Raw genomic sequence first — 23,601 nt, forward strand, 5'->3', positions numbered from 1 at the left:
GCTTCCCTTTCGAAACCGGCGCACGCCCCGCCGAACCCGAACCGGTTCTGGCCAGGACCATGCGTGAATTCAAAGCTCAGGAGCGTCCTCGGGCACCCGCCTGGTACGCCGCTCCGGACTGCCAGCAGCTCAATACATCGCCGCTGGTCGTGTCGAAAAGCAGGCAGGACGGCTTATGTCAACGGGTGTTCTGCCGCAGCCACCTGTTCCAGGCGGCTTCCGAGCCGTTGAAAACGTTGATATCGGATTTGCCGGTCATGCCCGGAACGATGCCGGTTCCGGTATATTGCCAGAAGGTGAAGGGGTGGCTGCCGTACTTCTGGCGCGGGTGGCCGGCGACCGAGCGCAGCCAGTAGGGATAGCCGCGGAAGTTCGCCAGGCCGTTGTCGTCGAAGAAGTCGATCGAGGTGTAGATGATCGGCTTCTTGCCGTAGTGCCGCTCGACCATTTCGAGGAAAGTCGTCATTTCCGCGCGCACGGTGGCCGGGTCGGGACGCAGCCGGCAGGTCGGCGATTTCGGGTTCCATTCCATGTCCAGCACCGGCGGCATCGCCGAACGGTCTTTCGGGACATTGGCGATGAACCAGCGCGCCTGGGTGGCGGCGGGCGTGCAGAAATAGAAGAAATGATAGGCGGCGCGCGGAATCGCCGAGGCCTTGGTGCGCGCCCAATGCTCGTTGAAATACTCGTCGAAGCGGTCGCCGCCTTCGGTCGCCTTGATGAACGCGAAGGAAATGCCGCTCGCCTTGGCCGCCGGCCAGTCCACGGATGTCTGGTATTTGGAAACATCGGTGCCGTGGATGGCGTAGTTCCACGGCGCGCCGCTGTCCCACTCGTGCGGCTTGGAGTCCTCGAACCGCGGCGCGCGCACCGCAACCATCGGACTGCTCGAGGACATCACCGGCGTGAGGTCGTCGACGGTCGAGCAGGCGCCCAGCAGCGTCAGCATGATGAGAGCCGCAAGACGGCGCATCGCTACTCCTGAGCCGGGTTCAGCCGGCCGCTGATGGGTCGTTGCAGATGGCCCCCTTTGTCAGGCCCGCCGGACGATCGCCCCACAGGATCGTCCAGCCCTCTCCGTTGATCGCCGATCATGGTTGATATTCGGTTGACGGCGCTCGACAACAGCCGCGATTTTGAGGCAGCAATGGCGGCAAATCGATGGCATAAATCGGGCGCCACACGCAGGGGGTGAGATGCGGATCGTCTTCAAGATCGTCAAATGGCTGCTCGGCCTGATCGTTCTGGCGATAGTCGCGCTGGTCGCCTGGCTCTATGTCGCGCCGCCCGAATTGATCCGCGTCGGTTCCGGCTATTCGGCCAAGATCGTGTGCTCGAACGTTTTCATCGCCGGGCGCGACGCCAACGAGGTGCTCGCCGTCGACGTCCAGGCGCCGGGTCATCCGCTGCTCAGGCTGATGATGGTGTCGGTCGACAAGGAACGCGGCATGGTGTCGGCAGGCCTGTTCGGCGCGCTCGGCAAAAGTGTGGCCGTCGCGCGCGACGGACTGGGCTGCGCCGCGGTCCCGGACGGCAACACCGGCAAGGCGAGGCAGACGGCGATCTACGCCGAGCCGGCCGCCACCAGGCAGGATGCGCTGTGGCCGGAGGGCGAGCGGGTGGACGCCCCGCAGAATCCAGAAATCGCGAAAATCGTCGACGACGCGGCCATGGCCGGCGCCGGCATGCGCGCCGTGGTCGTGGTGAAGAACGGCCATATCGTCGCCGAGCGCTATGGCGAGGGCTTTTCGGCAAAGACGCCGCTGCTCGGCTGGTCGATGACCAAGACGGTCAATGCCGCAATCGTCGGCACGCTGGTCAAGGACGGCAAGATGGCGATCGACAACAAGGGCCTGTTCGCGCCGTGGAAGGCGGACGGCCGCGCCGCCATCAGCCTCGCCGACCTGATGGCGATGTCGAGCGGGCTGGAGTTCAACGAGGATTACGGCGACGTCGCCGATGTGACGCGCATGCTCTATCTCGAACCCGACATGGCCGGTTTCGCCGAAGCCAAGCCGCTGACCGGCGAGGTGGGCAAGGTGTTTTCCTATTCGAGCGGCACGGCGGTGATGCTGTCGCGGCTGTGGCAGGACGCCGTCGGCGACAAGGCGAAGGCGCTAACCTGGCCGCGGAAGGCGCTGTTCGAGCCGCTCGGCATGCACAGCGCCGTGCTCGAGACCGACGAGCAGGGCAGCTTTGTCGGCTCGTCCTATCTCTACGCGACGGCGCATGACTGGGCGCGCTTCGGCCAGTTCCTGCTGCAGGGCGGGGTCTGGAACGGCAATCAGCTCCTGCCCGCCGGCTTCGTCGACTGGATGCGGGAGCCGGCGGCGGCCTCGAAGGTCTACGGCAAGGGCCAGGTATGGATCGAAGGGCCGGGCGATGAGGAGAACCCCGGAGCCGGCGCTGCGGCCGGCCTGCCCAAGGACACCTATTGGATGGAGGGGCATGACGGACAGACGGTCGCCATCATCCCGTCGGAGCAGTTGGTGGTGGTGCGGCTTGGCCTGACGCCGGCCAAGCTTGGCTATCGACCGCAGGCGATGCTGGGAGCGCTGGTCAAGGCGCTGCACTGACTACTTGGCTGCGCCTATCACCCCAAGCCAGGCGTAGCCGCGATAAAGCGTTCTGAAATGGAAGCTTGCGCCGGTTCGCCGAGATTCCGATTCCAGGACTTCGCGCAGCGTCTCACGCGGCGTGACGTGGAATTTCTTGAGCCAGCCGCGCAGCAGCGCGCGGAACCAGCGCGGCAGGCCTTCCTGCTGGCCGAAATCGACGACATGCAGCGAACCGCCGGGCGCAAGCGCGGCGAGCGCCTCGGAAACCGTCTTTTCCCAGCCGGGGATCATCGACAGAGAATAGGACACGAACACGCGGTCGAAACGCGCGACGCCAAACAGTGCGCCGGCGTCGAAATCGGTAGCGTCGCCGCGCGCCAGCGCGACGCGGCCGGACAGGTTTTCGCGAGCGATGGCCGCGCTCGCGGTCTCCAGCATTTCCGCCGAAATATCGAGGCCGAAGAAGCGCGCCTCGGGATAGCGGCAGGCGGCAAGGATGATGTTGCGGCCGGTGCCGCAACCGAGCTCGAGCACCGTGCCTCCGGGCGGCACGTCCAGCCCTGATATCAGCCGGTCGCGGCCGAGCAGATAGTATTTGCGGGTCAGGTCATAGATATGGCGCTGCCAGCGATAGACGCCGTCCATCAGCTCGGCATGGCTGGCGGGCAGTTCGGTGGTGCTCATCAGCGCTTCACATAAAGGTGGAAGCCGCCATAGATGGCCGAACGGTCGCGCGCCGAGAAGTCGCGCGAGGCCTCGGCCTCGTAGCTCCACTGGTCAAGCAGCGAGTTGGAGACGCGACCGGGCAGCAGGCTGGGCTCGGCCGCCGTACGGAAGATGACACGGGCGCCGGCCGATGCCGTGCGGGTGATCTCCGCCCACAGCGCGTTGAGCTGGTCGTCGGTCATCCAGTCCTGCGCGTCGAGCAGGATGAAGCGGTCGACCGCGCCCGCATCCTTGCCGGCGAGGAACTCGATCAGGTTGGTGTGGTTGATGGCGACGCGGTCGATGTTGTCGCGGATCACCTTGTAATTGCGCTTCTCCAGATAGGCGGGGAGTGCTGCCTCGCCGGGCTCGGGATAGCGGCGGGCAAAGGCCTGCCAGGCGAAATAGTTGGTGTTCAGCGGGAAATCGCAGGCGAGCTTTTCCAGCCTGGCCTTGAGCACGCTCGCCATCGTGCCGTCGCCCGAGGTGATCAGCGAATCGTACTGCGCCGGCGGAATGCCGAGACCGAACAGCGAAGCCTTGCGCGATGTCGCCCATTTCAGCAGCGGCTTTTCGAAAACCGGCGCCAGTTCCTCGTTGAAGAAGCGGCGCTGCTCGCCGATGTTGCTGGCCTGCATGATGCCCGCGGGGTCGACGCCAAAGAACTTGCCGACGCGATGGCCCATGGCGATGAACAGGCCGAGCAGGCCGGTCTGGTAGAAATTGCGGTCGAAGACCTCGATGCGCCGGCGGCCGCGCCAGTTGCGGCGCTCCCAGTAGTGGCGGCTGACCGGATCGAGATGCGGGGCGATGAAGCGGTCGTAGGCTTCCGAATTGTGGCTGGTGTCGGTGGCGCCGAAGAAGCGGAACAGGTCGCCCTGCGAGGGCAGGCGGCGCACCGCCTCGAGCTTCATGCGGTTCAGCGCGATATGGGCGGCGTTGAGGTCGACGGCGTCGATCCGTTCGGGCGAGCGGGTGAGATAGGCGAGGATGTTGCAGCCGCCCGAGGCGATGGTGACGATGCGATGGCCGGCGCCGAGCTGCATGGCCTCCATGTCGACATCGGGGTCTTCCCAGATCTGCGGATAGACGAGGCCGGAAAACAGGAAGGCGAAGAGCCGCTCCGACATGCCGGCCTTCGACAGCGGGCGATTCTGGTAGACGGCTTTTCCAACTTCCTTGCCGCGACGAAAAACCAGATCTCCGGAAACGTCCGTCATGGCAAGGTGATTCCCCGTTTGCTTTGGCGCAAGCGGGTAGCGCAGCGTTATGACAGGCCGGTGACAGCCGGAGGCCTCGATAATTCTACTGCGGCGGTCATCTGACGCGACTTTCTGCGCTTACTACAGCGCCGCGCGTCCACAAGGCCGCGCAAAGGACGCTGTAGCATCTTTGTTTGCGCATGATCCTTTCCGAAATCGATTTCGATTTCGGGGTCATGCGCGAAGCTCACGGACTTATGTCCGCTCCGCTCCGGTTCTCGAAAGCCACGCCACCTGACTCGCCGCAGCGAATTCTCGAAGCCTCCTTATGCCTTGCCGAACCCTCCAGGCGTCGGCGTGGTGACGATGACGGCCTCGCCGGCGTCGAGCACGGTCTGGTCACAGGCCTTCAGCGTCTCGACCGCCCCGTCCTTGCGGCGGATCTTGGTCGAGCCCGCCTCGCCATCGCCGCCGCCGTCCAGGCCCTGCGGCGGCCGGTTGCGGTGTGAGGACAGGATCGCGCATTCCATCTTTTCAAGGAAGCGGATGGTGCGCTTCGTGCCGTCGCCGGCATCCCACTTGCCCTTGCCGCCGGAGCCTTCGCGGATGTGGAAATCTTCGAGCAGCACGGGGAAGCGCAATTCCAGCACTTCCGGGTCGGTGAGGCGGGAGTTCGTCATATGGGTATGGACGCCGGAGGTGCCGGCAAAGCCGCGGCCGGAGTTCATCCGGCCGGCGGGCGAGCCCGAGCAGATCGTCTCGTAATACTGGTACTGCTTGTTGCCGAAGGTGAGGTTGTTCATCGTCCCCTGCGCATTGGCCATCGCGCCCATGGCGCCGAACAGCGCATTGGTCACATGCTGCGAGGTCTCGACATTGCCGGCGACGACGGCCGCCGGATAGGCGGGCTTCAGCATGCAGCCGTCGGGAATGACGATGTTGATCGGCCTGAGGCACCCCGCATTCATCGGGATCATGTCCTCGACCATGACGCGGAAGGCATAGAGCACGGCGGCGCGGGCGACGGGTTCCGGCGCGTTGAAATTGTTCTTCTCGACCGGCGAGGTTCCGGTGAAGTCGACGATCGCCTCGCGCTTTTCCCGGTCGACCGAGATCCTGACCTTGATCACCTGACCGGTGTCGGTCGGATATTCATACTCGGAGGTGTCGGGCAGCCGTTCCAGCACGCGACGCACACTTTCGGCGGCGTTGTCCTGGACGTGGCCCATATAGGCCTCGACGACATCGAGACCGAAATGCGCGACCATCTTGCGCAATTCGGCCACGCCCTTCTCGTTGGCGGCGATCTGCGCCTTGAGGTCGGCGATGTTCTGGTGCGGATTGCGCGCCGGGTAGGGGTGGTCGGTGAGCAGCGTCTCCAGCTCCTTCTCGCGGAAGCGGCCGCGATCGACGATGCGGAAATTGTCGAACAGCACGCCTTCCTCGTCGACCGTGGTGGCCAAAGGCGTCATCGATCCGGGTGCGGTGCCGCCAACATCGGCGTGGTGGCCGCGTGAGGCCGCCCAGAACAGGATCTCCTTGCGCGCGTCATCGAACACCGGCGTCACCACGGTGATGTCGGGCAGGTGCGTGCCGCCATTGTAGGGCGCGTTGAGGGCGAAGACGTCGCCCGGATGGATGTCGCCGGAATTGAGGCGAATGATGGTCTCGACCGAGCGGTCCATGGAGCCGAGATGCACCGGCATGTGCGGCGCATTGGCGACCAGCGCGCCATGGCGGTCGAACACGGCGCAGGAGAAATCCAGCCGCTCCTTGATGTTGACCGAATAGGCGGTGTTCTGCAGCGTCACGCCCATCTGCTCGGCGATCGACATGAAGAGGTTGTTGAAGACCTCCAGCATGACCGGATCGGCTTCGGTGCCGAGCGCCGCCTGGCGGCGTTTCTTCTCGGTCCGTCGCAACAGCACATGGTTCCTGGCGGTGATCTCGGCCCGCCAGCCCGGCTCCACGACGATCGTCTGGTTGGGCTCGATGATCAGCGCAGGGCCAGCGACCCAGTTTCCGGGGGCGAGCGCCTCGCGGTGAAAGATGCCCGCCTCTCGCCATTCGCCTTCGGTGAAGATTTTGCGAGTCCTGGAAGGACTTGCGGCCAGATCCTCTGTTGTCGATTCAGTTTCATCACGGCCACCCCCGCCGGTATCGGTGCCTTCGACGCCGACGGTCTCGACGATCATTGGCTTGTCGTCATAGACGAATCCGAACTGCGCCTTGTGGGCAGCTTCGAAATCGCGTCTGGCCTGGAAGATCGAACCATCGGCGAAATTCACCGGCAGCGCGGTGTCGGTGCCGTCATAGCGGATCTGCAGCACCGGCCGGGAGGCGACGGCTTCCTCGGCAATGCCTTGTGCCGCGAGCTCGGCGATGACGGCTTTCCTCAAGGTCGCGATGAGCGCGTCGATCTCCGTCCTGGATTCGTCGGCGAGAGGCTTGAGCAGCGCCTGCTGGCGCGAGGCGAAGACAGACGACAGGCCGATGCCATAGGCCGAAAGCAGGCCGGAGAAGGGATGGATCAGCACCGCTTCCATGCCGAGCGCATCGGCGACCAGGCAAGCATGCTGGCCGCCGGCGCCGCCAAAGCAGTTCAAGAGATATTCGGTGACGTCATAGCCGCGCTGCACCGAGATTTTCTTGATGGCGTTGGCCATGTTCTCGACGGCGATGGTGACGAAGCCTTCGGCGACAGCTTCCGGCGTGCGGCCGTCGCCGATCTCAGTGGCAAGCGCGGTGAATTTTTTGCGCACGGTGTCGACGTCGAGCGGCTGGTCCTGGCCGGGACCGAAGATCGCCGGGAAGAAATCGGGCTGCAGCTTGCCCAGCATCACATTGGCGTCGGTCACGGCGAGCGGGCCGCCGCGCCGGTAAGCGGCAGGGCCGGGATTGGCGCCTGCGGAATCCGGACCGGCGCGGAAGCGGCCGGCCTCATAGTGCAAGATCGAGCCACCGCCGGCGGCAACGGTATGGATGCGCATCATCGGCGCGCGGATGCGCACGCCGGCGACCTCGGTGTCGAAGGCTCGCTCATATTCGCCGTCATAGTGGGCGACGTCGGTCGAGGTGCCGCCCATGTCGAAGCCGATGACCTTGCCGAAGCCGGCGAGCATCGCCGTCTCGACCATGCCGACGACGCCGCCAGCCGGGCCGGACAACAGCGCGTCCTTGCCTTGGAACATATCGGCGGCGGTGAGGCCGCCTGACGACATCATGAACATCAGGCGGGGGCCGGCGCCCAATTCGCCTGCCACCCTTTGCACATAGCGCGACAGGATCGGCGACAGATAGGCATCGACCACGGTGGTATCGCCGCGGCCGACCAGCTTGATCAGCGGCGACACTTCGTGGCTGACCGAGACCTGGCCGAAGCCGAGCTTGCGACAGACTTTCGCGACGGCCTTCTCGTGATCCGGATATTTCCAGGCATGCATGAAGACGATGGCGACCGCATCGATGCCGTCGGCTTTGGCCTGTTCGATCGCCGGGCGGCAGGCGGCAATGTCGAGCAGGCGTTCGACGCGGCCGTCGGCGCGCACGCGCTCGTCGATCTCGATGACGCGCTCATAGAGTTGCTCGGGCAGCATGATCTCCTTGGCGAAGATATCCGGACGCGCCTGATAGGCGATGCGAAGCGCGTCGCGAAAACCCTTGCTGATGAGCAGGAGCACACGGTCGCCCTTGCGCTCCAGCAGCGCATTGGTGGCGACAGTGGTGCCCATCTTGATGTCGCCGATCAGGCCTGACGGAATGGCGGCGCCGGATTTCAGCCCAAGCAGGTCGCGAATGCCCTGGATGGCGGCGTCCGCATAGGCTTCGGGATTTTCCGACAGCAGCTTGCGGGGGTGCAGCCCGCCTTGCGGGTCGCGGCCGATGACGTCGGTGAAAGTGCCGCCGCGGTCGATCCAGAAATCCCACTTTTCAGTCATCGCGGCTCCCGGCATTTTCCCTGCGCAATCTGGTGCTTGGCCTGTCCTGTTAGTGTGCAATGCTGCGGCCGGCAACCGCCCGGATGATGTTACATGCGGAAATGCAACGTTACGAAACTCCAGGCCGGCTGATGCATTTCCCCTTCGACTGCTCACCACAATGTGAGCGTCAGGTGAAGGAGAGATATCATGAACAAGCTCATTCTGGCGTCCCTTTCGGCGCTAGCGTTGCTTGGGGTTGCGGCGTGCAGCGACAGCGGCACCGACAACACCACCACCCAGAGCACCAATCCGCCGGCCGCCGAGGAACCGATGAAGCCGGCGGCTCCGGCCGCTCCTGACGCAACGAAGCCTGCCGAGCCGGCTCCGGCAACACCCCCTGCGCAGTAATCTGATGCGTTGACGAAGAAGGCCGGCTTCATGCCGGCCTTCTCTTTTCGAATCGGGCGCCTTGTTGGGCGCCGTCGTCAAATCGGTTGGGCCTGCGGCACTGTCGTCGCTTGATAGCGGCGGCCGGTTCGCACTAAGAAGCCTCATGTCGATTTGGGACCGCCTTGGCGACTTCATAGCTCGTGTCACCGCTTCAACGTCATCGGGTGTCGCCGATGTCGTCGAAGCCGTGCGGACGGTTTTCTCCGGAGATGCCGATCTGCGCCGCCGCGTCGCCTTTTCGGTGGCGATGATCGCGCTCTCGGCCAAGATGGCCAAGGCCGACGGCGTGGTCACCCAGGATGAGGTGCGCGCCTTCCAGGAAATATTCGAGGTGCCGCCGAAAGAGACGCGGAACGTGGCGCGGCTCTATGACCTGGCCAAGCGCGACGTGGCCGGTTTCGAGATCTACGCGCAGCGCATGGCGCAGCTTTGCGGTTCCGGCCATACGAACTGCATGATGCTGGAGGACATACTCGACGGCCTGTTCCACATCGCCAAGGCCGATGGATTGATCCATGAGCGCGAAGGCCAGTTCCTGCACCGCATCGCCGAGATTTTCCGTATCGACGAGGCGCATTACCAGAGCATCCTGGCCAGGCACGTCAATCTCGGCGCCGGCGACCCCTATGTCGTGCTCGGCATCGAACGGGGAAAGCCCTTCGATGAGGTCAGGAAGCGCTACCGCAAGCTGGTTTCGGACAATCATCCCGACCGGCTGATCGCGCGCGGCCTGCCGCAGGAGTTCATCAAGATCGCCACGACCAGGCTCGCGGCGATCAACGCCGCCTATGAGATGATCGAACGGGGCCTCAGGCACGTATGAGCGGTTTCCTGCCCGACCAGCCGGGAGCCGAGGTCAGGGTATCGCCGAATTTCGGCCCGCGGCGCGATACGCCCAGACCCAATATGATCGTGCTGCATTACACCGGCATGGCCACCGGCGCGGGCGCCGAGGCGTGGCTGTGTGATCCGGCCAGCGAGGTCTCTTCCCACTATCTCGTCCATGAGGATGGCCGCGTCGTGCAGATGGTGCGCGAAAGCGACCGCGCCTGGCATGCCGGCAAGAGCTCGTGGTTCGGGCGAACGGACATCAACTCCTGCTCGGTCGGCATCGAGATCGTCAATCCCGGTCATTCGCTCGGCTATCCCGGCTTTCCCAGGCGGCAGATCGATGCGGTGACCGACCTGTGCGCGGGCATCGTGCAACGCCATTCCATCGCGGCACAGCGCGTGCTCGCCCATTCCGACGTGGCGCCGGGTCGCAAGGTCGATCCGGGCGAAAAATTCCCCTGGAAGACCCTGTTTGCGGCCGGCATCGGCCATCTGGTTCCGGCGGCGCCGATTCGGCGGGGCGCGGTGCTCAAGGCCGGCGACATCGGGGGCGATGTCGAGGCGTTGCAGTCGATGCTGTCGCTCTATGGCTATGGCGTGGAGATATCGGCTGCTTTCGACCGCCAGACCGAAATCGTCGTCGAGGCTTTCCAGCGGCATTTCCGGCCGCGGCTGGTCGATGGCGTGGCCGACGGCTCGACAATCCGGACGCTGCAAAGGCTGCTTGCTTCCGTAAAGGCAATCCCGGCCGCATAGTCCATCTCGCATCGCTAAATTACAATCTGTCACTTAAAGTGACTTGCGCCGCCTTGTTTGCCGCCAAATCGGTCGTCAAAGGCGATCTGTGCAATTTATCGGACGTCTAACCTCCCGAGATGTTCCGATATTGATTTGGTGTCGCCGCGTGAAGTTCTTCGCGCGGTTCTAACAGAACAGGACCACATGCAAAATTTGACCGTCTTGACGGCAGCCGTTGCTGCCGGTGTAATGACTTTTGCCATCGGCGCCGCGAATGCCGCACCCCAGAGCCTGCGGGCCGACAACGGCTTTGTCGCCGCAGCCAGCAAAACCGCGCCGAAAGCCGCAGAGGCCCCGAAAGCAAAAAAGACGACCACCGCGAAGGTGCAGAAGGTCGCCCCGGTGAAAGCCAGGAAAGCGACGGCCAAGCGGCGTGTGCAGCGAAACAGGAAGACGATCGACCTGACCACCACGGCGTCGATCCGCCCGAGCACCGCAGCAGAGTCCACCGCGGCGGCGGCGAGCGCCGACGGCGGCCAGTACTCGGCGATCATCGCCCGCTATGCGGCGGCGGAAGGCGTGCCGGTGTCACTGGCCAAGGCGGTCATCAAGATCGAGAGCAATTACCGGCCCAACATCGTCGGCAGCGCCGGCGAGATCGGCCTGATGCAGATCAAGCCGGCGACGGCACGGATGATGGGTTACAGCGGCTCGGTCAAGGGCCTGTTCAATCCCGACACCAACATCAAGTACGGCATGAAATACCTTGCCATGGCGCGAGGCCTTGGTGGAGGCACCACCTGCGGCACGATCCTGAAATACAATGCCGGCCACGCCGCGACGCGGATGAACCCGGTGTCGGCCGCTTACTGCAGCAAGGTCAAGGTGCAGATGGCCGCGCTCGGCTCTCCGGTCTGACGAAGCTGGCATAAGTCTGCTTTTTCGTTTGCGTTTTCAGGCGCGAACCCCTTTATACGCCGTGCCAGCTGGCCGGGCGGCCGCACCCGCGAAGCCGAAAGGCTGCGGGTGAGGAAAGTCCGGGCTCCATGGAGACACGGTGCCGGTTAATGGCCGGCGGGGGCGACCCCAGGGAAAGTGCCACAGAAAGCAAACCGCCACGGCGTTCGGCTCTGCCGGATCCGGGGCAAGGGTGAAAGGGTGGGGTAAGAGCCCACCGCGCGACTGGCAACAGGAGCGGCACGGTAAACCCCACCGGGAGCAAGACCGAATAGGGGCGGTGCGAGGGAAACCTCGAGGGCTGTTTCCGGCCCACCGCCCGGGTAGGTTGCGTGAGGCGCATGGCAACATGCGCCCAAGATGAATGGCCGCCACGTTCCCGTGCCGCAAGGCGCGGGGGCCATACAGAACCCGGCTTACAGGCCAGCTGGCAATTTTCTCCGCGATATCGCCGTGAAATCCCTTGCGATCAGTGGGTTGCGCCTTCCGGCGCACGCCCTGATTCAACCATCAAGTCTGTCGAGCGATGCCTCGATCGCTTGCCAAAGCTCTTCCACCGGCTCGCAGCCAATGGACAGGCGCACGAAGCCGGACGGCACGGCGTCGCCTCTTTTGGAGCGCCGTTCGGCCGAGGTGTGAACGCCGCCGAAAGAGGTTGCCGACTGCATCAGCGCGCAGTTGTCGATGAAATCCTCGGCCTGCTGCTCTGAAGCGAGTTCAAAGGAGATGAGGAAGCCGAAGCGCTCCATCTGCGCCCGCGCCAGATTGTGCGAGGGATCGCCGTCCAGGCCTGGAAAGCGCAGGGCGCCCACCGCATGGTGATTTTTGAGTCGCTTCGCGATCGTTTCCGCTGAAGAGCACATGCGGTCGAAGCGCACCTCCAGCGTTTCGAGCCCGCGATGCACGAGCCATGCTTCGAACGGTCCGGGAATGCCGCCGGCCATCTCGCGCCAGTCCCTCACTTTGGCGACGATGTCCGGATTGCGGCTCGCGATGTGGCCGAACAGCACGTCGGAGTGGCCGTTCACCGCCTTGGTGTCGGCGGAGACGACGATATCGGCACCGAGGTCGAGCGGGCGCTGGCCGTAGGGCGTCATCGTCGTGTTGTCGACGACGAGGAGGGCGCCTCGCGCGTGGACAGCGTTGGCGACGGCGGCGATGTCGCAAATGTCGAGCCGCGGGTTCGACGGGCTTTCGGCGAAGACCAATCGGTAGCCGTCGAACCCGCCGTCGAGGAAGGTTGGGGTCGGCCTGGTGTCGCAGGCGACGCCGAACGGCTTCAGGAAGCGTTCCGCCAGCGCGCGCGTGGCGTGATAGCCGTCGGCAGGCAGAAGGACGCGATCGCCCGATTTCAGCAGCGCGAAGAACACCGACGAGATCGCGCCCATCCCCGACGGGAAGGCGAGGCATTGCGCGTCTTCCAGATGACCGAGCGCATGTTCGACGGCGCGCCAGGTCGGATTGTCGTAGCGGCCATACTGGTCGAAGCCCGCTTCTTCGCCAGGTGTGTGGAAGATCGAGGCCATGGTCAGCGGCAAGGGGATCGGATCGCCCTTGGCGAAATCGCGGCTGCGCAAGTGGGCAAGTGCGGCGGCACGTGACTTCGCCGTTTCGGACATCGACCATTCACCTCCTGTTGGCTGCCAAAGGCAGCGGAGCATTGGCGCGACGCTATGCGTGGGCGCGGCCCGCAGCAAGCCGCGTCCCTTGGGCCACAGCCCTCTAAACGCTTCGTTAGGCTTAATAGACGATAAAGATCAGACGTGCCGTCAGGCTGCTCTTTCTGGTTGTGGCGAGCGCGTTTGTGAAGCTCGTTCCCGTTGACGCCCATAGTGCCCCATGATATCCCATTCCGATACCAAAGCCTTCGTTCCGTGTCAGGGTGAAGCGTACGCCAATCGGGCAGCCGCTGGGGCTGCGCGTTTGCGAGCTTTCGCCTCGTTGAACGAAGCGGAATTTCGGGAAGGGACGCGCGGCGGCGGCGCGGACGGGATGATGGAAAGGGGTGCGGCGGCGGAAGCGGCTGTGGCGCGTGATGGACCGGTTTCTGTCGAACACGGTGAGCAGGATCGATGCGAAGGGACGGGTCTCCGTTCCGGCGCATTTCCGCGCCGTCGTTCAGAAGCGGAGCTATTCGGAGCTCTATGCGCTGCGCTGCCTGGATCTCCCGGCGATGGATGTCGGCGGTCTCGATCTGCTCGACCGCTACGAGCAGCGCATCGCCCAGGAGGATCCCTTCCTGCAGGCGGCGGACGACATGTCGTTCTTCTGCCATGGCGATGGTACGTTCCTGAAGCTCGATCAGGACGGGCGCATCACGATGACCGATTTCATTCGCGAGCACACCGGCATTTCGGCGGAAGCGGCCTTTGTCGGCCGCGGCAATTTCTTCCAGATCTGGGAGCCGGGACGGCTTGCCGCCTATGGGGCGCAGGCGCGCGCCCGGCTGTTGCAGCTTCGGCAGGGGACGAAGCCTGGGGAGCGACCGGAATGATGGCTGGCCACGGCGAGGATATCAACGCCGTTGGCGGACCGGCCCGCCACATTCCGGTCCTCCTTGCCGAAGTGCTGGAGGCGCTGTCGCCCAAGGCCGGCGATCTGATCGTCGACGGCACCTTCGGCGCCGGCGGCTATACCAGGGCCATCCTGGCAAGCGGTGCCTCGGTCGTGGCCATCGACCGCGATCCCGATGCCATCGCCGCTGGGCGCTCTCTGGAACAGCAATCAGGCGGCAGCCTGACTCTTGTCCAGGCGCCGTTTTCGATGCTCGACGAGCATGTCGAAAGCGCCGACGGCGTGGTGCTCGACATCGGCGTCTCCTCCATGCAGCTCGACCAGGCCGAGCGCGGCTTCTCGTTTCGCGCCGACGGACCGCTGGACATGCGCATGGCGCAGGCGGGCCTCAGCGCCGCCGATGTCGTCAACAGCTTCAAGGCGGGCGACCTCGCCCGCATCTTCGGCTTCCTCGGCGAGGAGCGCCATGCCGGCCGCATCGCCCGCATGATCGAGAGCCGCCGCGAGAAGCGGCCATTCGAGCGCACGCTCGATCTCGCCGACGCGATCGAGACGCATATCGGCCGCGCGCCGAAGGACAAGATCCATCCGGCGACCCGCGTCTTCCAGGCGTTGCGCATCTTCGTCAATGACGAGCTAGGCGAACTGGCCAAGGCGCTGTTCGCGGCCGAGCGCGCGCTGAAGCCGGGCGGCCGGCTCGCCGTGGTGACCTTCCATTCCCTGGAGGACCGCATCGTCAAGCGTTTCATCGCCGATCGGGCCGAGGCCGCGAGCGGCTCGCGCCATATGCCCGAGGCGCAGGTGCGCCCGGCGACGTTCAGGAAGGCGGGAGGCGGTGTGACGCCGGGCGAGGCTGAAATCGCCGCCAATCCGAGGGCGCGTTCGGCCAGGCTGCGCGCGGCGATCCGCAGCGAGGCGCCGGCGCGCGCTGGCGATTTTTCGATTTTCGGCCTTCCAAAGCTTCCCGCCGTCGAGCGGCCGGGGGAGAGGTAAGCACGTGTTTCGTACCAGCGACATAGTCCTGATCGCCGTCATGGTTTCGGCGGCGGCCTTGACCTACAAGACCAAGCGCGAGGCTGAGGAGCAATTGGCTTCGGTGCAGAAGATCGAGGCGCAGATCCGCTACGAGGAGGACACGATCGACCTGCTCAAGGCCGACTGGAGCCTGCTCACGCAGCCTTCGCGCCTGCAGAAGCTCGCCGAAATCTACAAGTCGCAGCTCGGGCTGGAGCCGGTCAATGCGCGCCAGATCGTCAATCTCGACGATCTGCCGGCAAAGCCGGTCACCATCGAGGACCTCTCGTCGCAGCGGCTGGGCGGCATGGCCGACAATTCCGACAATGGGCCCAAGGGGGCCAAGGACCCGGTGGTGACCGGAGGCATCGTGCAATGATCGCCAAATTCTCGACGCTCGGAAGTCTGCTGAAGCGCCGCAAGAAGCAGGGCGACGACGGCTCGATCGTCGTCGAGGGCGCCCGCAAGGCGACCGGCGGCAGGGCCAGGACGCGCATCGTGATGACGATGGCGGTGTTCTTCGGCATCTATTCGGCCATCGCCGGCAGGTTGGTCTATCTCGGCTTCCAGAGCCCTGACATGTCGGGCGGGCCGCAGAACCGTGTCACGGCCTCGCGGCCCGACATCGTCGACCGCAATGGCGAGGTGCTGGCGACCGACATCAAGACGGCCTCGCTGTTTGCCGAACCGCGCCGCATCGTCGACGCGGATGAGGCGATCGAGAAGCTGTCGACCGTGCTGCCTGAGATCGACTATGAGCAGACCTACCACAAGCTGAAGAGCGGCGCCGGCTTCGTCTGGCTGCAGCGGCAGCTGACGCCGAAGCAGCAGTCCGACATCATGCAGCTCGGCATCCCCGGCTTCGGTTTCCGCACCGAGAAGCGCCGCTTCTACCCGAGCGGCGAAACCTCGTCCTACATCGTCGGTCTCACCAACATCGACAATCAGGGCATCTCCGGCATGGAGAAATATATCGACGACCAGGGTTTGACCGACCTGCAGGCGTCGGGCCTGGCCGTGGCCAGGGACCTGAAGCCGGTGCAACTGTCGATCGACCTACGCGTCCAGAACGTCGTGCGCGACGAGGTGGCCAACGGCATGGAGCGGTTCCATGCGATTGCGGCGGGCGCCGTCGTCCTCAACGTCAAGACCGGCGAAGTGATGGCGATGGCCTCGGTGCCGGATTTCGATCCCAACAATCCCTACAATGCCCAGGACAAGGACCGGCTGAACCGCATGTCGGCCGGCCTCTATGAGATGGGCTCGACCTTCAAGAGCTTCACCACCGCCATGGCGCTGGATTCCGGCAAGGTGACGCTGGAAAGCCGGTTCGACGCTACGCGCCCGATCAGGATCGGCCGCCAGACGATCCACGACTTCCACAGCAAGGGCCGCGTGCTGTCGGTGCCGGAGGTGTTCATCTATTCCTCCAACATCGGCTCGGCCAAGGAGGCCGAGGCGGTCGGCATCGAGGGACACCGCGAATTCCTGCATCGCCTGGGCGTGCTCGAGAAGATGCAGACGGAATTGCCGGAAGTGGCGCGGCCGACCGAGCCCAAAGTGTGGAAGCAGGTCAATTCGATCACCATCGCCTTCGGTCACGGCGTGTCGACGACGCCGCTGCAGACGGCGGTGGGCTGCGCCGCGCTGATGAATGGCGGCTTCCTGATCGAACCGACCTTCCTGCCGCGCACGGCGCAGCAGGCGATGGAAGTTGCAAAGAAGGTGGTCAGCGAAAAGACCGTCGAAGGCATGCGCTATCTCTATGCGCTCAATGCCGAGAAGGGCTCGGGCAAGAGCGCCAGGGTGCCGGGCTACCGCGTCGGCGGCAAGACCGGCACGGCAGAGAAGGTCGTCAACGGCCGCTACTCCAAGGAGAAGAATTTCAACGCCTTCGTGGCCGCCTTCCCGATGGACGATCCGCAATACATCGTGCTGACGATCGCTGACGAGCCGAAGCCGGAAAAGCCCGGCATGGGAGCGACCGCGGCCTCGAATGCGGGCGTCATGGCGGGAAACATTATCCGCCGTTCGGCTGCCATGCTTGGCGTGAAGCCAGATTTCAGCCATGAAAATGGTGCAACGCTGGTTTCCTATCAGTGATTCTTGGGGCGCGCCGGCAACTGCGCGCTATTTTGTTGCTATGAACGGGACCCGATGCAGCTGAAAGAACTAGCCGGTATCCTGCCTGTCGAGGGAACAGCTTCCCCCGACCTGGAGGTCACCGGGATTTCCTCGGATTCCCGCACGGCCAAGACCGGCGTCGTCTTTTTCGCGCTCGCCGGCAGCAAGGCCGACGGCGCTGCCTACGCCGCTGATGCCGCAAAGCGCGGTGCTCTGGCCATCGTGGCGGGCAAGGGAAGCGCCATTTCCGGCCTATCCGTTCCGGTCTTTTCCGTCGACGACCCGCGGTTGGCATTGGCGCTGAGCGCCGCCCGCTTCTACGGCAAGCAACCTCAAACGATGGTGGCGGTGACCGGCACCAGCGGCAAGACCTCGGTCGCCGCCTTCACCCGGCAGATCTGGGAGCAGGCCGGCCTCGCCGCCGCCTCGATCGGCACCACCGGCGTCGTGGCGCCAGGGCGCAATGAGTATGGTTCGCTGACGACGCCGGATCCGGTGGCGCTGCACCTCCTGCTCAAGGAATTGGCCGATGCCGGCGTCACCCATGCGTCGATGGAGGCTTCCAGCCACGGCCTCGACCAGCGCCGGCTCGACGGTGTCAGGCTTGCCGCCGGCGGTTTCACCAATCTCGGCCGCGACCATATGGACTACCATCCGACGGTCGAGGACTATCACCGCGCCAAATTGCGCCTGTTCGACACGCTGCTGCCCAAAGGCGCGCCGGCCGTCATTTTCGCCGACGATCCATGGTCGGAACCGACGGTCCGTGCGGCAAAGGCCGCAGGGCTCGACGTGCTGACCGTCGGCCGCCATGGCGATTTCCTCAGACTGAAGCGGGTCGAGCACGAACGCCACCGGCAGCGGGCCGAGGTCGAGGTCGACAGCGTGCTCCACGAAATCGACCTGCCGCTGGCCGGCGACTTCCAGATCGCCAACGCGCTGGTTTCGGCGGGACTTGCCATTTCCACTGGAACGCTTGTCGCCAAAGCCCTGATGGCATTGGAGAAATTGAAGGGCGCGCCGGGTCGGCTCGACCTCGTCGGCACGACTGCGAACGGCGCACCGGTCTATGTCGACTATGCCCACAAACCGGATGCGCTGGAAAACGTGCTGGCCTCGGTGAGGCCGTTCACCACCGGCCGGGTCATCGTCGTGTTCGGCTGCGGCGGCGACCGCGATCGCGGCAAGCGGCCGATCATGGGCGAGATCGCCACGCGGCTCGCCGACGTCGTCATCGTCACCGATGACAATCCGCGCTCGGAAGTGCCCGAAACGATCCGCGCCGCGATCCTTGCCGCCGCGCCCGGCGCCATCGAGATCGGCGACCGGCGCAAGGCGATTCACGAGGCGGTGGCCATGCTCCACGCCGGCGACACGTTGATCGTGGCCGGCAAGGGGCATGAGGAAGGCCAGACCATCGGCACCGAGACACTGCATTTCTCGGATCACGAGGAAGTTCGCGCGGCGCTCAGGGAGAGCGCCGCATGAGCCTGCTCTGGACCTCCGATGCGCTGGTCGATGCAATGGGCGGACGGCCGATCGGTGTCATGCCGCAAGGCATATCGGGCATTTCGATCGACAGCCGCAGCCTTGAGTCGGGGGACGCCTTCTTCGCCATCAAGGGCGAGACGATGGACGGCCATGATTTCGCGACCGCCGCCGTCAAGGCAGGCGCCGGCGTGCTGGTGGTCGCCGAAGGCAAGCTGCCGTCGCTCGGACGGCTGACGGCGCCGATGATCGTCGTTGAGGACGTGCTGGTGGCGCTGGAAAGACTGGGCGTCGCCGCGCGCGCCCGCTCCAAGGCCAGGGTCATCGCCGTGACCGGCTCGGCCGGCAAGACCACCACCAAGGAAGCGCTGCGTCATGTGCTGTCGGCGGTCGGCAAGGTGCATGCCTCGGCGCAATCCTTCAACAACCACTGGGGTGTGCCGCTGACCTTGGCGCGGATGCCCGAGGATTGTGACTACGCCGTGTTCGAGATCGGCATGAACCATCCGGGCGAAATCCGGCCGCTGGTCAACATGGTCCGCCCGCATGTCGCGATCGTCACGCTGATCGCCGCCGCGCATCTCGGGTTCTTCCGCAACCTCGACGAGATCGCCGAGGCCAAGGCCGAGATCTTCGAGGGGCTGGAGCCGGATGGCGCGGCCCTGCTCAACCGCGACGATTCCCGCTGGAAACTGCTCGACAAGATGGCGAAGGCGGCAGGGGTCGAGCATGTCTTTGGCTTCGGCGAGAATGCCCGCTCGACCTTTCGGCTGGTCAAATGCGAGCTCAATGCCGACCATTCCGTCATTGCCGCCAAGATCGGCGGGCGGGAGATCGTCGCCCGCGTCGGCGCGCCCGGCCGCCATATGGCGCAGAATGTGCTGGCCGTGCTGGGCGCCGCGCAGCTGGTCGGGGCCGATCTCGACAAGGCGGCCGCGGCGCTGGCCGATCTGTCGGCCGAGCGCGGTCGCGGCAAGCGCCATATATTGCGCCATCCGAAAGGACCGATCACGCTGATCGACGAGAGCTACAACGCCAATCCGGCGTCGATGGCCGCCGCCATGGCGCTGCTCAACGCGACGCCGGTATCGGGCGAGGGCAGGCGCATCGCCGTGCTCGGCGACATGCTCGAGCTCGGCAGCCATTCGGCGAAGCTGCATGCCGCGCTTGCCGAGCTGATCATCGGCACCGGCACGCAAACCGTCTTTCTCGGCGGTCCCGAAATGCGGGCGCTCGCCGACATACTGCCGAGCGACGTGAAGGCCGAATACCGCGCCGGCGCCGAGGAACTGAAGCCGCTGTTGCTGTCGGCGCTGCGGCCTGGCGACGTGGTGATGGTCAAGTCGTCGAAAGGCATCGGGTTTTCAAAGCTGGTCGAAGCGTTGCTCGGCAAATTTCCGGCGCAAGCCACAACCATTGAACAGACCTAGGGGTCGGGTCCGGGGGACAGAATTTCATGTTCACATTGCTCGTCGATTTTGCGGACAAGATTTCTGTCTTCAACGTCTTCCGCTACATCACCTTCCGCACCGGCGGGGCGCTGATCACCTCGGCGCTGATCGTCTTCATCTTCGGACCGACCATCATCAATTCGCTGCGGCTCCGGCAGGGCAAGGGCCAGCCGATCCGCGCCGACGGTCCGCAGACGCATTTCAAGAAGGCCGGCACGCCGACCATGGGCGGGCTGATGATCCTGTCGGGCATCATCGGATCGTCGCTTTTGTGGGCGAACCTCTCCTCGATCTATGTCTGGGTGGTGCTTCTGGTGACCATCGGCTTCGGCTCGATCGGCTTCTATGACGACTATCTGAAGGTCACCAAGCAGTCGCATCTCGGCTTTTCCGGCAAGGCGCGGCTGGCGATCGAATTCGTCATCGCCGGAATCGCTGCCTGGGTGATCATGCACAACGGCCAGGCGCCGTTCTCCTCGTCGCTCACCTTTCCCTTCGCCAAGGAATTTATCATCAACCTCGGCTGGTTCTTCGTGCCGTTCTCCTGCTTCGTCATCGTCGGCGCCGGCAACGCGGTCAACCTGACCGACGGCCTCGACGGGCTGGCGATCGTGCCGATCATGATCGCGGCGGCCTCCTTCGGGGTCATCGCCTATCTCTCCGGCAACGCGGTGTTCGCCGAATATCTGCAGATCCATTTCGTTCCCGGCACCGGCGAACTGGCGGTGGTGCTTGGCGCGGTGATCGGCGCCGGCCTCGGCTTCCTGTGGTTCAACGCGCCGCCGGCCGCCATCTTCATGGGCGACACCGGCTCACTGGCGATGGGCGGCCTGATTGGCACGGTCGCGGTCGCCACCAAGCACGAGATCGTGCTGGTCATCGTCGGCGGCCTGTTCGTGGTCGAGATCCTCTCGGTCATCATCCAGGTCGGCTACTTCAAGATGACCGGCAAGCGGGTGTTCCTGATGGCGCCGATCCACCATCACTTCGAAAAACTCGGCTGGACCGAAAGCCAGGTGGTGATCCGCTTCTGGATCATCGCGGTGATCCTGGCGCTGGTCGGCCTCTCCACCCTCAAGCTCCGATAGGCCGCCGCTTGATCCCCGCCTCATCCTTTTCAGGCAAGCGCGTTTCGCTCTTCGGGCTCGGCGGTTCGGGGATCGCCACCGCGCACGCGCTGATCGCCGGCGGGGCCGACATCCTTGCCTGGGACGACAATCCGGACAGCGTCGCCAAGGCCTCGGCCGCCGGGATCGCGACCGGCGACCTGCGCGGCGCCGACTGGTCGCGCTTCTCCGCCTTCGTGCTGTCGCCCGGCGTGCCGCTGACGCATCCGAAGCCACACTGGACAGTGGAGCTGGCGCGCGGCGCCGGCGTCGAGGTCATCGGCGACATCGAGCTGTTCTGCCGCGAGCGCGTCCTGCGGGCGCCGGCGGCGCCTTTCGTCGCGATTACCGGCACCAACGGCAAATCGACGACCACGGCGCTGACCGCCCACATCCTGAAATCGGCAGGTCGCGACACGCAGATGGGCGGCAATATCGGTCGCGCCATCATGACGCTCGATCCGCCGGCAGAGGGGCGGCACTATGTCGTCGAATGCTCCTCCTATCAGATCGACCTCGCGCCCTCGATCAATCCGACGGCCGGCATCCTGCTCAACCTGACGCCCGATCACCTCGACCGTCACGGCACCATGGCGCACTACGCCTCGATCAAGGAGCGGCTGGTGGCCGGCAGCGAGACGGCAATAGTCGGCGTCGACGACTCCTGGTGCGCGCAGATCGCCGACCGGCTGGAGCGGGCGGGCAGGGAGGTCATCCGCATTTCCAAGCGGCTGCCGCTGACCGACGGCTATTTCGCCGATGGCAGCAACCTTATGGAAGCCGTGCATGGCCGCTACAGCCGCGTCGCCTTTCTGGAAGGCATCGGCTCGCTGCGCGGCCAGCACAATGCGCAGAACGCGCTGGCCGCGGTCGCCGCCTGCCTCAAGGTCGGGCTGGACCTCGGCGAGATCCAGGCGGGGTTGGAAAGCTTTCCGGGGCTGGCGCATCGCATGGAGCAGGTCGGCCGCAAGGACCATGTGCTGTTCATCAACGATTCCAAGGCGACCAATGCCGATGCGGCGGCTCCAGCCCTGTCGAGTTTCAGCCGTATCTACTGGATAGCCGGCGGCCTGCCCAAGGAGGGCGGCATCGAGCCGCTGCGCGGCTTCTTCCCGCGCATCGCCAAGGCCTATCTGATCGGCGAGGCGGCGCCCGCCTTCTCGGCGACGCTGGGCGAGGCGGTGCCCTACGAGATCTCCGGCACGCTGGCGGCGGCGGTCGAGCATGCCGCCCACGATGCCGCCCTTGACGATGGCGGCGAGGCGGTGGTGCTGCTGTCGCCCGCCTGCGCCAGTTTCGACCAGTTCAAGAATTTCGAAGTGCGCGGCGAAGCCTTCAGGCAAGCTGCGAGCGCTATAGATGGCGTGAAACCCATCGGAGGGCCACGTTAATGCAAAGCCGTCTCGACAAAAGTCCGGTAGCCACCTGGTGGTGGACGATCGATCGCTGGTTCCTGGCGGCGTTCCTGTCGCTGATGGGTCTGGGCATCGTGCTCTCCTTCGCGGCGAGCCCGGCGGTGGCCGAACGCATCGGCCTCGACAGCTTCCACTTCGCCACCAGGCAGATCATTTTCACCGTGCCTGCGCTCGGCGTGATGCTCGCGGTCTCGTTCCTGGAATCGCGGCAGATCCGGCGCATGGCGCTGGTGATCCTGTGCATCATGCTGGTGCTGATGGTGGCGGTGCTCTATGTCGGCGTCGAGGTCAAAGGCGCGCGGCGCTGGGTCTCGCTCGCCGGCCTCTCCATCCAGCCGTCGGAATTCCTGAAGCCGGCCTTCGTCATCGTCTGCGCCTGGCTGTTCGCCGAGCACAAGCGCCAGCCCGACATTCCCGGCAATCTGTTTGCCCTGCTGCTCCTGGTGCTGGTCGTCTCGCTGCTGGTCGCCCAGCCCGACCTCGGCCAGACCATGCTGGTGACCGGCACCTGGGGGGTCATGTTCTTCATGGCGGGCCTGCCGTGGCTGTGGATCATCGCGCTCGGCGTCACCGGCGTCAGCGGCCTGTTCGCCGCCTACACCGTGTTTCCGCACGTCGCTGCCCGCATCGACAAGTTCCTGACCGGCGAGGGCGACACCTTCCAGGTCGACATGGGGCGCGAGGCGCTGATCAACGGCCATTGGTTCGGCGTCGGTCCGGGCGAAGGCACGGTCAAGCGGGTCATTCCCGACAGCCACGCCGACTTCGTCTTTTCGGTCGCCGGCGAGGAGTTCGGGCTGGTGATGTGCTTCTTCATCATGTCGATCTTCGCCTTCATCGTGCTGCGCGGCCTCAACACCGCGCTCAAGGAGCATGACGACTTCACGCGCTATGCCGTTGGCGGTCTGGTCACGGTCTTCGGCCTGCAGTCGGCCATCAACATGTGCGTCAACCTGCAGCTGATGCCGGCCAAGGGCATGACGCTGCCGTTCATCTCCTATGGCGGCTCCTCGCAGATCGCCATCGCCATCTCGATGGGCATGGTGCTGGCCTTGACGCGCAGACGGCCCGAGAAGCGCAAGCAGATGGGTTTTTCCTTCCCGCAGCGCGCCATGCCGGCGGAGTGAA

The 23,601-nt window shown here is 64.9% G+C and carries 19 protein-coding genes and 1 other RNA gene; 15 read left to right on the top strand and 5 right to left on the bottom strand.

Annotated elements, in window-relative coordinates; genetic code table 11:
• Positions 1-178: 178 nt before the first annotated feature.
• Positions 179-973 (bottom strand): GH25 family lysozyme, encoded by a 795-nt coding sequence (locus EN786_RS09180; protein WP_127285026.1) that lies wholly within the window; start codon positions 971-973, stop codon positions 179-181.
• Between the two features lie 223 nt (positions 974-1,196).
• On the opposite strand from EN786_RS09180, the gene EN786_RS09185 reads away from it, so the two are divergent.
• Positions 1,197-2,576: a serine hydrolase gene (locus EN786_RS09185; RefSeq protein ID WP_135908243.1), complete on the top strand. Its 1,380-nt coding sequence runs from the start codon at positions 1,197-1,199 to the stop codon at positions 2,574-2,576.
• On the opposite strand, the gene EN786_RS09190 is transcribed toward EN786_RS09185, so the two are convergent.
• The 3 genes from EN786_RS09190 to EN786_RS09200 form a co-directional block, all read right to left on the bottom strand.
• Entirely contained in the window at positions 2,577-3,242 is a 666-nt protein-coding gene (locus EN786_RS09190; protein ID WP_127309668.1) for a class I SAM-dependent methyltransferase, read from the bottom strand.
• Complete coding sequence (locus EN786_RS09195; RefSeq protein WP_245478198.1) at positions 3,242-4,483, bottom strand: DUF3419 family protein; 1,242 nt, start codon at positions 4,481-4,483, stop codon at positions 3,242-3,244. The genes EN786_RS09190 and EN786_RS09195 overlap by 1 nt, the downstream gene beginning before the upstream one ends.
• Positions 4,484-4,791: 308 nt before the next feature.
• Complete coding sequence (locus EN786_RS09200; protein WP_135908245.1) at positions 4,792-8,403, bottom strand: hydantoinase B/oxoprolinase family protein; 3,612 nt, start codon at positions 8,401-8,403, stop codon at positions 4,792-4,794.
• A 189-nt stretch (positions 8,404-8,592) separates the two neighbouring features.
• On the opposite strand from EN786_RS09200, the gene EN786_RS09205 reads away from it, so the two are divergent.
• From EN786_RS09205 to rnpB, 5 genes are all read left to right on the top strand, one after another.
• Positions 8,593-8,793, top strand: coding sequence for a hypothetical protein (locus EN786_RS09205; protein WP_127285031.1), 201 nt, complete (start codon positions 8,593-8,595; stop codon positions 8,791-8,793).
• A 145-nt stretch (positions 8,794-8,938) separates the two neighbouring features.
• The gene (locus EN786_RS09210; RefSeq protein ID WP_127311414.1) at positions 8,939-9,658 is read left to right on the top strand and encodes a DnaJ family molecular chaperone; all 720 of its coding nucleotides are present in this window, start codon (positions 8,939-8,941) and stop codon (positions 9,656-9,658) included.
• Positions 9,655-10,422, top strand: coding sequence for an N-acetylmuramoyl-L-alanine amidase (locus tag EN786_RS09215; RefSeq protein WP_127311415.1), 768 nt, complete (start codon positions 9,655-9,657; stop codon positions 10,420-10,422). The genes EN786_RS09210 and EN786_RS09215 overlap by 4 nt, the downstream gene beginning before the upstream one ends.
• 186 nt (positions 10,423-10,608) lie before the next feature.
• Positions 10,609-11,322: a transglycosylase SLT domain-containing protein gene (locus tag EN786_RS09220; protein ID WP_127311416.1), complete on the top strand. Its 714-nt coding sequence runs from the start codon at positions 10,609-10,611 to the stop codon at positions 11,320-11,322.
• 64 nt (positions 11,323-11,386) lie between these two features.
• An RNA gene (rnpB, locus tag EN786_RS09225) (RNase P RNA component class A) lies at positions 11,387-11,796 on the top strand.
• A 68-nt stretch (positions 11,797-11,864) separates the two neighbouring features.
• Here the strand turns inward: rnpB and EN786_RS09230 are convergent.
• Positions 11,865-12,980 (bottom strand): cystathionine gamma-lyase, encoded by a 1,116-nt coding sequence (locus EN786_RS09230; protein ID WP_127309916.1) that lies wholly within the window; start codon positions 12,978-12,980, stop codon positions 11,865-11,867.
• Positions 12,981-13,396: 416 nt separating this feature from the next.
• On the opposite strand from EN786_RS09230, the gene mraZ reads away from it, so the two are divergent.
• Genes mraZ through ftsW form a run of 9 tightly spaced genes read left to right on the top strand, consistent with a single transcriptional unit; the run spans position 13,397 to position 23,600 of the window.
• On the top strand, positions 13,397-13,855 hold the full coding sequence (mraZ, locus tag EN786_RS09235; protein WP_127309917.1) for a division/cell wall cluster transcriptional repressor MraZ: 459 nt from the start codon (positions 13,397-13,399) through the stop codon (positions 13,853-13,855).
• Positions 13,852-14,868, top strand: a complete 1,017-nt coding sequence (rsmH, locus tag EN786_RS09240; RefSeq protein WP_127286717.1) for a 16S rRNA (cytosine(1402)-N(4))-methyltransferase RsmH — start codon at positions 13,852-13,854, stop codon at positions 14,866-14,868. The genes mraZ and rsmH overlap by 4 nt, the downstream gene beginning before the upstream one ends.
• 4 nt (positions 14,869-14,872) lie before the next feature.
• Positions 14,873-15,268: a hypothetical protein gene (locus EN786_RS09245; RefSeq protein WP_127286716.1), complete on the top strand. Its 396-nt coding sequence runs from the start codon at positions 14,873-14,875 to the stop codon at positions 15,266-15,268.
• A complete protein-coding gene (locus EN786_RS09250) occupies positions 15,265-16,992 on the top strand; it encodes a penicillin-binding protein 2 (RefSeq protein ID WP_127309915.1) in 1,728 nt (575 codons plus the stop codon). Before EN786_RS09245 ends, EN786_RS09250 begins: the two co-directional genes overlap by 4 nt.
• A gap of 54 nt (positions 16,993-17,046) precedes the next feature.
• Positions 17,047-18,501 (top strand): UDP-N-acetylmuramoyl-L-alanyl-D-glutamate--2,6-diaminopimelate ligase, encoded by a 1,455-nt coding sequence (locus tag EN786_RS09255; RefSeq protein ID WP_127309914.1) that lies wholly within the window; start codon positions 17,047-17,049, stop codon positions 18,499-18,501.
• On the top strand, positions 18,498-19,931 hold the full coding sequence (locus tag EN786_RS09260) for a UDP-N-acetylmuramoylalanyl-D-glutamyl-2,6-diaminopimelate--D-alanyl-D-alanine ligase (RefSeq protein WP_127309913.1): 1,434 nt from the start codon (positions 18,498-18,500) through the stop codon (positions 19,929-19,931). The genes EN786_RS09255 and EN786_RS09260 overlap by 4 nt, the downstream gene beginning before the upstream one ends.
• 26 nt (positions 19,932-19,957) lie before the next feature.
• Complete coding sequence (gene mraY / locus EN786_RS09265; protein ID WP_127286005.1) at positions 19,958-21,040, top strand: phospho-N-acetylmuramoyl-pentapeptide-transferase; 1,083 nt, start codon at positions 19,958-19,960, stop codon at positions 21,038-21,040.
• 8 nt (positions 21,041-21,048) lie between these two features.
• Positions 21,049-22,449 (top strand): UDP-N-acetylmuramoyl-L-alanine--D-glutamate ligase, encoded by a 1,401-nt coding sequence (gene murD, locus EN786_RS09270; protein ID WP_127309912.1) that lies wholly within the window; start codon positions 21,049-21,051, stop codon positions 22,447-22,449.
• Positions 22,449-23,600 carry a putative lipid II flippase FtsW gene (gene ftsW / locus EN786_RS09275; RefSeq protein WP_127286007.1) on the top strand — a complete coding sequence of 384 codons (1,152 nt, stop codon included), beginning with the start codon at positions 22,449-22,451 and terminating at the stop codon, positions 23,598-23,600. The genes murD and ftsW overlap by 1 nt, the downstream gene beginning before the upstream one ends.
• Position 23,601 lies beyond the last annotated feature (1 nt).

Source organism: Mesorhizobium sp. M4B.F.Ca.ET.143.01.1.1 (assembly GCF_004792275.1).
Lineage (GTDB): Bacteria > Pseudomonadota > Alphaproteobacteria > Rhizobiales > Rhizobiaceae > Mesorhizobium > Mesorhizobium abyssinicae.

Bases quoted from the DNA above. Each gene is read 5' to 3' on its own strand.
- EN786_RS09230 (WP_127309916.1), bottom strand. From the start codon at position 12,980: ATGTCCGAAACGGCGAAGTCACGTGCCGCCGCACTTGCCCACTTGCGC.
- EN786_RS09250 (WP_127309915.1), top strand. From the start codon at position 15,265: ATGATCGCCAAATTCTCGACGCTCGGAAGTCTGCTGAAGCGCCGCAAG.
- EN786_RS09260 (WP_127309913.1), top strand. From the start codon at position 18,498: ATGAGCCTGCTCTGGACCTCCGATGCGCTGGTCGATGCAATGGGCGGA.
- EN786_RS09195 (WP_245478198.1), bottom strand. From the start codon at position 4,483: ATGACGGACGTTTCCGGAGATCTGGTTTTTCGTCGCGGCAAGGAAGTT.
- EN786_RS09220 (WP_127311416.1), top strand. From the start codon at position 10,609: ATGCAAAATTTGACCGTCTTGACGGCAGCCGTTGCTGCCGGTGTAATG.
- EN786_RS09255 (WP_127309914.1), top strand. From the start codon at position 17,047: ATGCAGCTGAAAGAACTAGCCGGTATCCTGCCTGTCGAGGGAACAGCT.
- EN786_RS09205 (WP_127285031.1), top strand. From the start codon at position 8,593: ATGAACAAGCTCATTCTGGCGTCCCTTTCGGCGCTAGCGTTGCTTGGG.
- EN786_RS09210 (WP_127311414.1), top strand. From the start codon at position 8,939: ATGTCGATTTGGGACCGCCTTGGCGACTTCATAGCTCGTGTCACCGCT.
- mraY (WP_127286005.1), top strand. From the start codon at position 19,958: ATGTTCACATTGCTCGTCGATTTTGCGGACAAGATTTCTGTCTTCAAC.
- EN786_RS09200 (WP_135908245.1), bottom strand. From the start codon at position 8,403: ATGACTGAAAAGTGGGATTTCTGGATCGACCGCGGCGGCACTTTCACC.
- EN786_RS09215 (WP_127311415.1), top strand. From the start codon at position 9,655: ATGAGCGGTTTCCTGCCCGACCAGCCGGGAGCCGAGGTCAGGGTATCG.
- mraZ (WP_127309917.1), top strand. From the start codon at position 13,397: ATGGACCGGTTTCTGTCGAACACGGTGAGCAGGATCGATGCGAAGGGA.
- EN786_RS09180 (WP_127285026.1), bottom strand. From the start codon at position 973: ATGCGCCGTCTTGCGGCTCTCATCATGCTGACGCTGCTGGGCGCCTGC.
- EN786_RS09185 (WP_135908243.1), top strand. From the start codon at position 1,197: ATGCGGATCGTCTTCAAGATCGTCAAATGGCTGCTCGGCCTGATCGTT.
- ftsW (WP_127286007.1), top strand. From the start codon at position 22,449: ATGCAAAGCCGTCTCGACAAAAGTCCGGTAGCCACCTGGTGGTGGACG.
- EN786_RS09190 (WP_127309668.1), bottom strand. From the start codon at position 3,242: ATGAGCACCACCGAACTGCCCGCCAGCCATGCCGAGCTGATGGACGGC.
- rsmH (WP_127286717.1), top strand. From the start codon at position 13,852: ATGATGGCTGGCCACGGCGAGGATATCAACGCCGTTGGCGGACCGGCC.